Raw genomic sequence first — 13,946 nt, forward strand, 5'->3', positions numbered from 1 at the left:
CCAGTGCTTTTGTAAAGGATGGCGAAGTATACCCGAGCGTCTTCGCGGGGGGATCGCTATAATCGGCGGCTTTTGTTCATGAGTGCGGGGTGTGGGATGCGCGATCGACTGTTGGCTGCGGAGAAAGTGAAGGCCATCGATTGGCGAGACGGCGCGCTGCACCTGCTGGATCAGCGTATTTTGCCGTTCGAGGAAACCTGGATCGCCTACAGCAGCGCCGCTGGCGTGGCCGAGGCGATCCGCTCGATGGTCGTGCGTGGCGCACCGGCCATCGGCATCAGTGCGGCTTATGGCATCGTGCTCGCCGCCCGCGCGCGGATCGCCGAGGGTGGTGACTGGTACGCGGCGCTGGAGGAAGACTTTGCGCTGTTGGCCGATTCCCGTCCGACCGCAGTCAATCTGTTCTGGGCGCTGGGGCGCATGCACGATCGCCTCGACCGCCTCAAAGGCAACGCCAATCCACTGGTGGCGCTGGAGGCCGAAGCCATCGCCATTCACGAGAGCGATCGCGAAGCCAATCTGACCATGGCGCAGTTGGGCGTCGACCTGATCCGCAAACATCAGGGCAATGCTCAAGCAATTCTCACCCATTGCAACACCGGCGCCCTGGCAACCGGCGGTTTCGGCACGGCGCTGGGGGTGATTCGCGCGGCTTATATTGAAGGCATGGTCGAACGCGTTTACGCCGACGAAACCCGTCCATGGCTGCAAGGCTCGCGCCTGACCGCATGGGAACTGGCCAACGAAGGTATTCCGGTGACCCTCAACGCTGACTCCGCCGCCGCGCACATCATGAAAACCAAAGGCGTGACCTGGGTCATCGTTGGCGCCGACCGCATCACCGCCAATGGCGATGTGGCGAACAAGATCGGCACCTATCAACTGGCGGTCAACGCCATGCACCACGGCGTGCGCTTCATGGTCGTGGCGCCGAGCTCGACCATCGACATGAACCTGGCCAGCGGTGACGACATCCCGATCGAAGAGCGCGCCGGCGCCGAATTGCTCGAAGTCGGCGGCAAGCGCGTCGGTGCGGATGTTGAGGCGTTCAACCCGGTGTTTGACGTCACCCCGGCGGACCTGATCGACGCGATCGTCACCGAAAAAGGCATCGTTGAACGCCCGGACACCGCCAAGATGGCCCAGTTGATGTGCCGCAAGCGCCTGCATTGACAGGCGATGGCGGCTGCTCAGCTGCCAATCGCCAGCAGGCTGGCTCCCACAGGTTTTGTGCCTGGCACTGAACCTGTGGGAGCTGGCTTGCCAGCGATGAGGGCCTGAATGTCAATAAACAACTGTAAATCTGCCCCAGATTTCACATTCAAAGAAGCTCTGAGCCTCTCTCGTCCCCCTCAAGCCTGTCACCGGTCAACTAACTATGCTCCATGCGCGTCTGGGGGATAGGTGCGTGGCGGCTCTTGTGATAACATCCGGCGTTTTCCGAGGCAGCTCCACGGAGCTGTCTTTACTGCGCAAATCCGCGATCCGAATGTTGATTTGTCGTAAGTCGGCGCATGGCACCCGGCCTGCCCCGACGAGCTTCGTTGCTCCCACATGGATATGACGAAGTTTCACCAGAAAAAGGAATCAGGCTTCTCATGGGCGAACTGGCCAAAGAAATCCTCCCGGTCAATATCGAAGACGAGCTGAAACAGTCCTACCTCGACTACGCAATGAGCGTAATCGTCGGCCGAGCACTGCCGGACGCGCGCGATGGCCTCAAGCCCGTGCACCGTCGCGTGCTGTTCGCGATGAGCGAGCTGGGCAACGACTTCAACAAGCCGTACAAGAAATCTGCCCGTGTCGTCGGCGACGTGATCGGTAAGTATCACCCGCACGGTGACACTGCCGTGTATGACACCATCGTTCGTATGGCCCAGCCGTTCTCCCTGCGTTACCTGCTGGTCGACGGCCAGGGCAACTTCGGTTCGGTCGACGGCGACAATGCCGCGGCCATGCGATACACCGAAGTGCGCATGACCAAGCTGGCGCACGAGCTGCTGGCCGACCTGCACAAGGAAACCGTGGACTGGGTGCCGAACTACGACGGCACCGAACTGATCCCGGCGGTCATGCCGACCCGCGTACCGAACCTGCTGGTCAACGGTTCGAGCGGTATCGCCGTGGGCATGGCGACCAACATCCCGCCGCACAACCTCGGTGAAGTCATCGACGGTTGCCTGGCGCTCATCGACAATCCCGAGCTGACCGTCGACGAGCTGATGCAATACATTCCCGGTCCGGACTTCCCGACCGCGGCGATCATCAACGGTCGTGCCGGCATCATCGAAGCCTACCGTACCGGTCGCGGCCGCATTTACATGCGCGCCCGTTCGATCATCGAAGACATCGACAAGGTCGGTGGCCGTCAGCAGATCGTCATCACCGAACTCCCTTACCAGCTGAACAAGGCGCGTCTGATCGAGAAGATCGCCGAGCTGGTCAAAGAGAAGAAGCTCGAAGGCATCACCGAACTGCGCGACGAGTCCGACAAGGACGGTATGCGCGTCGTGATCGAACTGCGTCGCGGCGAAGTACCTGAGGTGATCCTCAATAACCTCTACGCCCAAACCCAGCTGCAATCGGTATTCGGCATCAACATCGTTGCGCTGATCGACGGCCGTCCACGCATCCTGAACCTCAAGGATCTGCTGGAAGCCTTCGTCCGTCACCGTCGCGAAGTGGTTACCCGCCGTACCGTGTTCGAGCTGCGCAAGGCGCGTGAGCGTGGTCACATTCTCGAAGGCCAGGCCGTTGCCCTGTCGAACATCGACCCGGTCATCGCGCTGATCAAGGCTTCGCCGACGCCGTCGGAAGCCAAGGAAGCGCTGGTCAGCACACCGTGGGAATCCTCGGCAGTGGTGGCGATGGTTGAGCGTGCCGGCGCCGATTCGTGCCGTCCGGAAAACCTCGATCCGCAATACGGTCTGCGCGAAGGCAAGTACTTCCTGTCGCCAGAACAGGCGCAAGCCATTCTGGAACTGCGTCTGCACCGTCTGACCGGTCTGGAACACGAAAAACTGCTGGCCGAGTATCAAGAGATCCTCAACCAGATCGGCGAGCTGATCCGCATCCTCAACAGCGCTGTGCGCCTGATGGAAGTGATCCGCGAAGAGCTGGAAGTGATCCGCGCCGAATACGGCGATCAGCGTCGCACCGAAATTCTCGATGCCCGTCTCGACCTGACCCTGGGTGACATGATCCCGGAAGAAGAGCGCGTCGTGACCATCTCCCACGGTGGCTACGCCAAGACCCAGCCACTGGCTGCGTACCAGGCTCAGCGTCGTGGCGGTAAAGGCAAATCGGCGACCGGCGTCAAGGATGAGGATTACATCGCTCACCTGCTGGTTGCCAACAGCCACACCACGCTGCTGCTGTTCTCCAGCAAAGGCAAGGTTTACTGGCTCAAGACCTACGAGATTCCGGAAGCGTCCCGCGCTGCCCGTGGTCGTCCGCTGGTCAACCTTCTGCCATTGAGCGAAGGCGAATACATCACCACCATGCTGCCGGTCGATCTCGAAGCCATGAAGCGTCAGGCTGATGAAGAAGAAGCCGAAGGCGTCGAGGCTGATGTAGAAGACATCGAAAACAGCAACGAGACCGACGAAGAGCGTCGTGCTCGCATCAAGGCTGCCGACCGCAAGAAAGCCCCGTTCATCTTCATGTCGACCGCCAACGGTACCGTGAAGAAGACCCCGCTGGTGGCCTTCAGCCGTCAGCGCAGCGTCGGTCTGATCGCGCTGGAACTAGACGAAGGCGACATCCTGATCTCCGCTGCCATCACCGATGGCGAGCAGGAAATCATGCTGTTCTCCGACGGCGGCAAAGTGACTCGCTTCAAGGAGTCCGAAGTTCGCGCCATGGGCCGTACCGCCCGCGGTGTGCGTGGCATGCGTCTGCCGGAAGGGCAGAAGCTGATCTCCATGCTGATTCCGGAAGAAGGCAGCGAAATCCTCACCGCTTCCGAGCGCGGTTACGGCAAGCGCACGGCGATCACCGAGTTCCCTGAGTACAAGCGTGGCGGTCAGGGCGTTATCGCCATGGTCAGCAACGAGCGTAACGGCCGACTGGTCGGCGCGGTGCAGGTGCAGGACGGTGAAGAAATCATGCTGATCTCCGATCAGGGCACCCTGGTGCGCACCCGTGTCGACGAAGTGTCGAGCCTGGGTCGTAACACTCAAGGTGTAACGCTGATCAAACTGGCCAAGGATGAAACCCTGGTCGGCCTTGAGCGGGTTCAGGAGCCTTCGGAAATCGAAGGTGAAGAGCTTGAAGGTGAAGAGGGCGAGGAATTCGAGGGCACCGTCGGTATCGACGAGGCCGCAGATGACCAGCAACTCGACGCCGCAGCTGACGAAGAGCCGCAAGAATAAGCGGACAAACGAGGGGGCGGATGAAAATTCGCCCCCTTGTTATTTGTCCGGTATGAAATATCGTCAGGCAAGGAGATCCCCTGTAGGAGTGAGCCTGCTCGCGATAGCGGTGTGTCAGATAAGCATTAGTTGACTGACGCACCGCTATCGCGAGCAGGCTCACTCCTGCACTGGAAAGCGTTTCATCGCCATTCCAGTGTCGACGATCGATACGATTTAATGCGTGATATCAAATCAGAGCGAGATTGGATGTGAGCAAGCGAGCCTATAACTTCTGCGCCGGTCCTGCGGCGTTGCCTGAAGCTGTTCTGCAGCGCGCCCAGGGTGAACTCCTTGATTGGCATGGCAAGGGTCTGTCGGTCATGGAAATGAGCCATCGCAGCGATGAGTTCGTGTCCATCGCGACCCAGGCCGAGCAGGATCTGCGTGACCTGCTGAATATCCCGTCGAACTACAAAGTGCTGTTCCTGCAGGGCGGCGCCAGCCAGCAGTTCGCGCAGATTCCGTTGAATCTGCTGCCTGAAGGCGGCTCGGCCGACTACATCGACACCGGTATCTGGTCGCAGAAAGCCATCGAAGAAGCTTCGCGCTACGGTCATGTCAACGTCGCCGCGACCGCCAAGCCTTACGACTATTTCGCCATTCCCGGCCAGAACGAGTGGAACCTGTCGAAAGACGCCGCTTACGTTCACTACGCGCCGAACGAAACCATCGGCGGTCTGGAATTCCAGTGGATCCCGGAAACCGGCGACGTGCCGCTGGTGGCCGACATGTCTTCGGACATCCTCTCGCGTCCGGTCGACATCTCGCGTTTCGGCATGATCTACGCCGGCGCGCAGAAGAACATCGGCCCGAGCGGCATCGTCGTCAACATCATCCGCGAAGACTTGCTTGGCAAGGCCCGCGCGCTGTGCCCGACCATGCTCAACTACAAGGTCGCGGCCGATAACGGCTCGATGTACAACACTCCGCCGACCCTGGCCTGGTACCTCTCCGGTCTGGTGTTCCAGTGGCTGAAAGAGCAGGGCGGCGTCGAAGCGATCGCCAGACTGAACGACGTCAAGCAGCGCACCTTGTACGATTTCATCGACGCCAGCGGCCTCTACAGCAACCCGATCAACAAGTCGGATCGCTCGTGGATGAACGTGCCGTTCCGTCTGGCCGATGATCGTCTGGACAAGCCGTTCCTCGCCGGCGCCGACGAGCGCGGTCTGCTCAACCTCAAGGGTCACCGCTCGGTGGGCGGCATGCGCGCCTCCATCTACAACGCCGTCGACCTCAACGCGGTCAACGCGCTGGTGGCCTACATGGCTGAATTCGAGAAGGAACACGGCTGATGTCCGAGCAAGAACTCAAGGCACTGCGCGTTCGCATCGACGCTCTGGACACCAAAGTCCTCGAGCTGATCAGTGAGCGTGCGCGTTGCGCCCAGGAAGTTGCGCGCGTGAAGATGGCCTCGCTGGCCGAAGGCGAAGTGCCGGTGTTCTATCGTCCCGAGCGTGAGGCTCAGGTGCTCAAGCGGGTGATGGAACGCAATCAGGGGCCGCTGGGCAACGAAGAGATGGCACGGCTGTTCCGCGAAATCATGTCGTCGTGCCTGGCGCTGGAGCAGCCACTTAAAGTGGCGTACCTCGGCCCTGAAGGCACCTTCACCCAAGCGGCGGCGATGAAGCATTTCGGCCACGCGGTGATCAGCAAACCGATGGCGGCAATCGATGAAGTGTTCCGCGAAGTGGCGGCCGGTGCGGTGAATTTTGGCGTGGTCCCGGTGGAAAACTCTACCGAAGGTGCGGTCAACCACACCCTCGACAGTTTCCTCGAGCACGACATGGTGATCTGCGGCGAAGTCGAGCTGCGCATTCACCATCATCTGTTGGTCGGCGAGAACACCAAGACCGATAGCATCAGCCGTATCTATTCCCACGCGCAATCACTGGCGCAGTGCCGCAAGTGGCTGGACGCGCATTACCCGAATGTCGAGCGCGTCGCGGTGGCGAGCAACGCCGAAGCGGCCAAGCGGGTCAAGGGCGAATGGAATTCGGCGGCGATTGCCGGTGACATGGCGGCGGGCCTGTATGGCCTGACGCGTCTGGCCGAGAAGATCGAGGATCGCCCGGACAACTCCACGCGCTTCCTGATGATCGGTAACCAGGAAGTGCCGCCGACCGGCGACGACAAGACGTCGATCATTGTGTCCATGAGCAACAAGCCCGGCGCGCTGCACGAGCTGCTGGTGCCGTTCCATGACAACGGGATCGACCTGACCCGCATCGAAACCCGTCCGTCGCGCAGCGGCAAATGGACGTACGTGTTCTTCATCGACTTCGTCGGCCATCACCGCGATCCGTTGATCAAGGGTGTGCTGGAAAAGATCAGTCAGGAAGCGGTAGCACTCAAAGTGCTGGGTTCCTACCCGAAAGCAGTTCTCTAAGGGCGGTAGCAAATGAGTGGCAACTTCCTCGCTCTGGCACAGCCGGGCGTGCAACAACTTTCGCCGTACGTTCCGGGCAAGCCTGTGGACGAACTGGCGCGCGAGCTGGATCTGGATCCGGCAAAAATCGTCAAACTGGCGAGCAACGAAAACCCGCTGGGCGCCAGCCCGAAAGCTTTGGCGGCAATTCGCGAAGAGCTGACAGAACTGACCCGTTACCCGGACGGCAACGGTTTCGCGCTGAAATCTATGCTGGCCGAGCAATGCCGCGTCGAGCTGAATCAGGTCACCCTGGGCAACGGCTCCAACGACATTCTCGAGCTGGTTGCCCGCGCCTATCTGGCGCCGGGCCTGAATGCCGTGTTCAGCGCGCACGCTTTCGCTGTATATCCGATTGCTACCCAAGCCGTCGGTGCGCAAGCCAAAGTAGTACCCGCGAAGGATTGGGGGCATGACCTGCCCGCCATGCTCGCGGCCATCGACGCCAATACCCGCGTGGTGTTCATCGCCAATCCGAACAACCCGACCGGTACCTGGTTCGGTGCCGAGGCGCTGGACGAGTTTCTGCAGGACGTGCCGGAACATGTGCTGGTGGTGCTCGACGAGGCTTACATCGAATATGCCGAAGGCAGCGATCTGCCGGACGGCCTCGATTTCCTGGCGGCCTATCCGAATCTGCTGGTGTCGCGCACGTTCTCCAAGGCCTACGGTCTGGCGGCGCTGCGCGTCGGCTACGCACTGTCCACCCCGGTGGTGGCTGACGTGCTGAATCGTGTGCGCCAGCCGTTCAACGTCAACAGCCTCGCCCTGGCGGCCGCCTGTGCCGCGTTGAAGGATGAGGAATATCTGGCGCAAAGCCGTCAGCTCAACGAGGCAGGCATGCAGCAGTTGCAAGCCGGTTTGCGTGAGCTGGGGCTGGGCTGGATCGAATCCAAAGGCAACTTCATCTGCGTCGATCTCGCTCAGGTTGCGGCCCCGGTGTTTCAGGGCTTGCTGCGCGAAGGCGTGATCGTGCGTCCGGTGGCCAACTACGGCATGCCGAACCACCTGCGGGTGACCATCGGTCTGCCGGCAGAAAACAGCCGCTTCCTCGAAGCGCTGCGCAAGGTTCTGGCTCGTGGTTGATGTCACCGCACTGCAATCTGCTGCACCTATGATCGGGCGCCTTGTGGTGGTCGGTCTGGGGTTGATCGGTGGTTCGTTTGCCAAAGGCTTGCGTGAAAGCGGTGTCTGCCGCGAAGTGGTCGGGGTCGATCTCGACCCGCAATCGCGCAAGCTGGCGGTCGAGTTGGGTGTGGTTGATCGCTGCGAAGACGACTTGGCCGCTGCCTGCCAAGGCGCTGACGTGATTCAGTTGGCAGTGCCGATCCTGGCCATGGAAAAACTGCTCGCGCGGTTGGCGGGCATGGATCTGGGGCAGGCGATTCTGACCGATGTCGGCAGCGCCAAGGGTAATGTGGTGCGTGCGGCAACCGAAGCGTTCGGCGGCATGCCGGTGCGTTTCGTGCCGGGGCATCCGATCGCCGGGTCCGAGCAGAGCGGGGTAGAGGCGTCCAATGGTGAGTTGTTCCGTCGTCATAAGGTGATCCTCACGCCGCTTGAGCAGACGGATCCGGCCGCATTGGCTGTGGTCGATCGTCTGTGGCGCGAATTGGGTGCCGACGTCGAGCACATGCAGGTCGAACGGCACGACGAAGTGCTGGCGGCGACCAGCCATCTGCCGCACCTGCTGGCCTTCGGTCTGGTCGATTCGTTGGCCAAGCGCAATGAAAATCTGGAGATCTTCCGTTACGCTGCCGGTGGTTTTCGCGATTTCACAAGAATCGCCGGAAGCGACCCGGTGATGTGGCACGACATCTTTCTCGCCAATCGCGAGGCTGTCCTGCGCACACTCGATACATTTCGCAGCGACCTCGACGCCTTGCGCGACGCGGTCGATGCAGGGGATGGGCACCAATTGTTGGGCGTTTTCACGCGCGCCCGGGTTGCCCGCGAGCATTTCAGTAAAATCCTGGCCCGCAGGGCCTATGTGGACGCTATGAATTCCAACGATCTGATCTTCCTGGCTCAACCTGGTGGCCGCCTGTCCGGTCGGATTCGCGTACCGGGTGACAAATCGATTTCCCACCGTTCGATCATGCTCGGCTCGCTGGCCGAAGGCGTCACCGAAGTCGAAGGTTTTCTCGAGGGCGAAGACGCCCTGGCAACCTTGCAGGCGTTCCGCGACATGGGCGTGGTCATCGAAGGCCCGCACCACGGCCGCGTGACCATTCATGGTGTCGGCCTGCACGGCCTGAAACCTGCGCCGGGGCCGATCTATCTGGGCAACTCCGGTACCTCGATGCGTCTGCTGTCCGGCCTGCTGGCGGCGCAGAACTTCGACAGCACCCTGACCGGCGATGCGTCGCTGTCCAAGCGCCCGATGAATCGGGTGGCCAATCCACTGCGTGAAATGGGCGCGGTGATTGAAACCGCAGCAGAAGGTCGTCCACCGATGACCATTCGCGGCGGCAACAAGCTCAAAGGTCTGACGTACACCATGCCGATGGCCAGCGCCCAGGTGAAATCCTGCCTGCTGCTTGCCGGTCTGTACGCCGAAGGCAAAACCACTGTGACCGAGCCGGCGCCAACCCGTGACCACACCGAGCGCATGTTGCGCGGTTTCGGTTACCCGGTGAGCGTCGAAGGTGCTACGGCTTCGGTTGAATCCGGTGGCAAGCTGACCGCGACTCATATCGAAGTACCGGGCGATATTTCTTCGTCGGCGTTCTTCCTGGTGGCGGCGTCGATTGCCGAAGGTTCCGAGCTGGTACTTGAACACGTCGGCATCAACCCGACCCGCACCGGCGTCATCGACATCCTGCGTCTGATGGGAGCGGACATCACCCTGGAAAACCAGCGTGAAGTCGGCGGCGAGCCAGTGGCTGACCTGCGCGTGCGCGCGGCGAAACTCAAAGGCATCGAGATTCCTGAAGAGCTGGTGCCGTTGGCCATCGATGAGTTCCCGGTGCTGTTCGTGGCGGCTGCATGCGCTGAAGGGCGTACCGTGCTGACCGGTGCCGAAGAGTTGCGGGTCAAGGAATCGGATCGCATTCAGGTGATGGCTGACGGGCTGTTGGCGCTGGGCGTAAAATGCCAGCCAACCCCGGACGGCATCATCATCGATGGCGGCCAGATCGGCGGCGGTGAGGTGCATGGTCACGGCGATCACCGTATCGCCATGGCCTTCAGCGTTGCCTCCTTGCGCGCCACTGCACCGATCCGCATCCATGATTGCGCCAACGTCGCGACGTCGTTCCCCAACTTCCTCGCGCTGTGCGGGCAAGTCGGTATTCGTGTGGCACAAGAGGCTCAGTCGTGAAAAACATTGCACCGGTCATCACCATCGATGGGCCAAGCGGCTCGGGCAAAGGCACCGTCGCCGGGATTCTGGCCAAGCGTCTGGGCTGGAACCTGCTGGATTCCGGTGCGCTTTATCGTTTGCTTGCATTCGCTGCGCACAACCATGGCGTCGACCTGACCAATGAAGAGCTGCTGAAAACATTGGCCGCTCATCTGGATGTGCAGTTCATCGCCGCGACCGAAGGTCAGTTGCAGCGGATCATTCTGGAAGGCGACGAAGTCAGCGATGTCATTCGCACTGAAAGCGTCGGCTCCGGCGCTTCGCAAGTGGCTGCGCTGCCTGCCGTGCGCGAGGCGCTGCTGCAGCGCCAGCGCGCATTCCAGGAGGCGCCGGGTCTGGTGGCCGATGGTCGCGACATGGGCACAGTGGTTTTTCCTGATGCGCCGCTGAAGATTTTCCTCACCGCCAGCGCCGAGGAGCGGGCGCGCCGTCGATATTTGCAGTTGAAGGGCAAAGTCGAGGGTGTTAGTCTGTCGAGTCTGCTAGATGAGATCCGTGCACGCGATGAGCGTGACACCCAGCGCGCAGTAGCCCCGCTCAAGCCGGCGGCCGACGCGATTCAGCTGGATTCCACGGAGCTTTCCATCGATCAGGTGCTTAAACGCATCATGAGCGAGATCGCCATTCGCGATATCGCCGGGTGACCAAGAAGGGCGCAGGGGACCAGTCATAGTCCTGCGGTGCTTCTTTTAAATGAAACTAACCCACACCGTCTGGGGTGTGGAGATGGGCGTTTACTTCGCCCTCATCTACAGGAATTAAAATGAGCGAAAGCTTTGCGGAACTCTTTGAAGAAAGCCTGAAAACCCTGAACCTTCAGGCAGGCTCCATCATCACCGGTGTTATCGTTGATATCGATTATCAGGCTCGCTGGGTAACCGTTCACGCTGGTCTGAAGTCTGAAGCGCTCATCCCGCTTGAGCAGTTCTACAACGATGCTGGCGAACTGAACATCAACGTTGGTGATGAAGTTCACGTTGCTCTGGATTCGGTTGAAGACGGCTTTGGCGAAACCAAGCTGTCCCGTGAAAAAGCCAAGCGCGCTGAATGCTGGATCGTTCTGGAAGCAGCCTTCGCAGCCGAGGAAGTGGTCAAGGGCGTTATCAACGGTAAGGTTAAAGGCGGCTTCACTGTCGACGTTAACGGCATCCGTGCGTTCCTGCCAGGTTCCCTGGTTGACGTCCGTCCAGTGCGCGACACCACGCACCTGGAAGGCAAAGAGCTGGAATTCAAGGTCATCAAGCTGGACCAGAAGCGCAACAACGTTGTCGTTTCCCGTCGCAGCGTCCTCGAAGCCGAGAACTCCGCCGAGCGTGAAGCTCTGCTGGAATCCCTGCAGGAAGGCCAGCAAGTCAAAGGTATCGTCAAAAACCTCACCGATTACGGCGCATTCGTCGATCTGGGTGGCGTGGACGGCCTGCTGCACATCACCGACATGGCGTGGAAGCGCATCAAGCATCCTTCCGAGATCGTCAACGTTGGTGACGAGATCGACGTCAAGGTTCTGAAGTACGATCGCGAGCGCAATCGTGTTTCCCTGGGCCTGAAGCAACTGGGCGAAGATCCATGGGTTGCTATCAAAGCCCGTTACCCAGAAGGCACTCGCGTTACCGCTCGTGTAACCAACCTGACCGACTACGGCTGCTTCGCAGAGCTGGAAGAAGGCGTTGAAGGTCTGGTACACGTTTCGGAAATGGACTGGACCAACAAGAACATCCACCCTTCGAAAGTCGTACAAGTCGGCGACGAAGTGGAAGTCATGGTTCTGGACATCGACGAAGAGCGTCGTCGTATCTCCCTGGGCATCAAACAGTGCAAGTCGAACCCATGGGAAGACTTCTCTGGCCAGTTCAACAAGGGCGACAAGATCTCCGGCACCATCAAGTCGATCACCGATTTCGGTATCTTCATTGGTCTGGACGGCGGCATCGACGGTCTGGTTCACCTGTCCGACATCTCCTGGAACGAAGTGGGCGAAGAAGCCGTACGTCGTTTCAAGAAGGGCGACGAGCTGGACACCGTCATCCTGTCGGTTGACCCAGAGCGCGAGCGCATCTCCCTGGGCATCAAGCAACTGGAAAGCGATCCGTTCTCCGAGTACGTCTCGGTTAACGACAAGGGCGCTATCGTGACCGGTACCGTGAAAGAAGTTGACGCCAAAGGCGCCATCATCGTTCTGGCCGACGACATCGAAGCTACCCTGAAAGCCTCCGAAATCAGCCGTGACCGCGTTGAAGACGCGCGCAACGTTCTGAAAGAAGGCCAGGAAGTTGAAGCCAAGATCATCAGCGTTGATCGCAAGAGCCGCGTAATCCAGCTCTCGATCAAGTCGAAAGACGATGCTGAAGAGAAAGAAGCTATCCAGAGCTTGAAAGAGACTCCGGAAGCCGCTGCCGATACCACTATGGCTGCACTGCTGCGTCAAGCAATGGCCAAACAGAACTAAGTTCTGCTTGATCATGAAAAAGGGCGACTTCGGTCGCCCTTTTTTGTGCCTGCGATTTGGTCTTTGTACGTCCGTGCATGAAACCAATGCCTTCGCTTGCGGGTCTGTTTCTTTAATCGGATCAATCGCCTATTCGCGACTAAGCTTGGTCTTGAGCGTGCAGTCGTCGGGCACTGGCCTGGCATAAGGAAGTGGATGAACAAGATTATTGTATTGGCAGCAGTGCTGGTGCTGGCCGGGTGTACCACCAGTGCGAAGACTCACGCAGTACGTGGTGTCAGCGGGATTGAGGTCGACTGCTCCGGCCTGGGTTCCGGTTGGGAGAAGTGTCAGAGGCGCGCGGCGAAGGAGTGCAAGGGCGCCGGTTACAAAGTCGTTACGAGGTCCGACGATGCCAAGGAGGAAGATGAATATCCGTTTGGCTTCAACCCTGCTGGCTATCTGACTCGGACCATGCTGGTGATCTGTCGTTGATTGCGCTGAAGTCCGACGTGTCGATCAGGTGCCCTGAAAATGGGCATTTTTACGTTGGGAAAGATATGTCAATCCCTGGGCTGTTCAAATTCTTCCGGGCATGCTAAAACCTTTCAAGCGCTGATCTAGCTGCTTGAAAAAGAAGGGAAAAATATGACGAAGTCGGAGTTGATCGAACGAATTGTCACCCATCAAGGGCTACTCTCATCCAAGGATGTGGAGCTGGCCATCAAGACCATGCTTGAACAAATGTCCCAATGTCTGGCCACCGGTGATCGCATCGAGATCCGCGGGTTTGGCAGCTTCTCCCTGCACTACCGAGCGCCGCGCGTCGGCCGTAATCCGAAGACCGGCCAGTCGGTCAGTCTGGACGGTAAATTCGTTCCGCATTTCAAGCCGGGCAAGGAATTGCGCGATCGAGTGAACGAAGAAGAGGAGGAGGGGGTTTGACAGTCGCTGTATTTCGGAGGGTTACTTATGCGTAACCTCAAGCGCATACTTCTTGGCGTTTTCATCCTTTTGCTGGTTTTGGTCGTTCTGGCGTTTGTCCTGGAGAACCAGCAGTCGGTGGCGTTATTGTTTCTGGGTTTGTCCGGTCCGCAGTTGCCAGTATCGTTGATTGTCGTATTGGCGTTGCTGATTGGCATGCTGATCGGCCCGGTTCTCGGTTGGTTTCTGGGACGTACGTCCAAAGCTTCGCGTAAGCGGCTCGTCTGATAGCGGAAGGTGCGGGGCAGCTGTCCAAATTGCGTCGCGACCTGTCTTTATCCGTTAGTAAAACCCTCATTAAGCTGTAAAATGCAGCCCTTGTTCGACAGT

General features: G+C 59.5%; 11 protein-coding genes. All 11 read left to right on the forward strand.

What is annotated here, in order from left to right:
* Positions 1–96 precede the first annotated feature (96 nt).
* The 11 genes from mtnA (at position 97) to BLU24_RS09585 (ending at position 13,844) form a co-directional block, all read left to right on the forward strand.
* A complete protein-coding gene (mtnA, locus tag BLU24_RS09535; RefSeq protein ID WP_093099519.1) occupies positions 97–1,173 on the forward strand; it encodes an S-methyl-5-thioribose-1-phosphate isomerase in 1,077 nt (358 codons plus the stop codon).
* Positions 1,174–1,598: 425 nt separating this feature from the next.
* Positions 1,599–4,373 carry a DNA gyrase subunit A gene (gyrA, locus tag BLU24_RS09540; protein WP_093099523.1) on the forward strand — a complete coding sequence of 925 codons (2,775 nt, stop codon included), beginning with the start codon at positions 1,599–1,601 and terminating at the stop codon, positions 4,371–4,373.
* A 251-nt stretch (positions 4,374–4,624) separates the two neighbouring features.
* Positions 4,625–5,710, forward strand: a complete 1,086-nt coding sequence (gene serC, locus BLU24_RS09545) for a 3-phosphoserine/phosphohydroxythreonine transaminase (RefSeq protein ID WP_093099526.1) — start codon at positions 4,625–4,627, stop codon at positions 5,708–5,710.
* Positions 5,710–6,804, forward strand: coding sequence for a prephenate dehydratase (gene pheA / locus BLU24_RS09550; RefSeq protein WP_093099529.1), 1,095 nt, complete (start codon positions 5,710–5,712; stop codon positions 6,802–6,804). The genes serC and pheA overlap by 1 nt, the downstream gene beginning before the upstream one ends.
* Positions 6,805–6,816: 12 nt before the next feature.
* Complete coding sequence (gene hisC, locus BLU24_RS09555; RefSeq protein WP_093099531.1) at positions 6,817–7,929, forward strand: histidinol-phosphate transaminase; 1,113 nt, start codon at positions 6,817–6,819, stop codon at positions 7,927–7,929.
* A gap of 28 nt (positions 7,930–7,957) precedes the next feature.
* Positions 7,958–10,165, forward strand: coding sequence for a bifunctional prephenate dehydrogenase/3-phosphoshikimate 1-carboxyvinyltransferase (locus BLU24_RS09560; RefSeq protein WP_231990200.1), 2,208 nt, complete (start codon positions 7,958–7,960; stop codon positions 10,163–10,165).
* The gene (gene cmk / locus BLU24_RS09565; RefSeq protein ID WP_093099537.1) at positions 10,162–10,851 is read left to right on the forward strand and encodes a (d)CMP kinase; all 690 of its coding nucleotides are present in this window, start codon (positions 10,162–10,164) and stop codon (positions 10,849–10,851) included. The genes BLU24_RS09560 and cmk overlap by 4 nt, the downstream gene beginning before the upstream one ends.
* A 119-nt stretch (positions 10,852–10,970) precedes the next feature.
* Complete coding sequence (rpsA, locus tag BLU24_RS09570; protein ID WP_093099539.1) at positions 10,971–12,653, forward strand: 30S ribosomal protein S1; 1,683 nt, start codon at positions 10,971–10,973, stop codon at positions 12,651–12,653.
* A 195-nt stretch (positions 12,654–12,848) separates the two neighbouring features.
* Positions 12,849–13,127, forward strand: a complete 279-nt coding sequence (locus BLU24_RS09575; protein ID WP_093099542.1) for a hypothetical protein — start codon at positions 12,849–12,851, stop codon at positions 13,125–13,127.
* 153 nt (positions 13,128–13,280) lie between these two features.
* Positions 13,281–13,577: an integration host factor subunit beta gene (ihfB, locus tag BLU24_RS09580; RefSeq protein ID WP_003189779.1), complete on the forward strand. Its 297-nt coding sequence runs from the start codon at positions 13,281–13,283 to the stop codon at positions 13,575–13,577.
* A 27-nt stretch (positions 13,578–13,604) separates the two neighbouring features.
* Positions 13,605–13,844, forward strand: coding sequence for a lipopolysaccharide assembly protein LapA domain-containing protein (locus tag BLU24_RS09585; protein WP_093099544.1), 240 nt, complete (start codon positions 13,605–13,607; stop codon positions 13,842–13,844).
* Positions 13,845–13,946: the final 102 nt, after the last annotated feature.

The sequence above is a fragment of the Pseudomonas sp. Z003-0.4C(8344-21) genome (assembly GCF_900104975.1).
Taxonomy (GTDB): Bacteria; Pseudomonadota; Gammaproteobacteria; order Pseudomonadales; family Pseudomonadaceae; genus Aquipseudomonas; species Aquipseudomonas granadensis.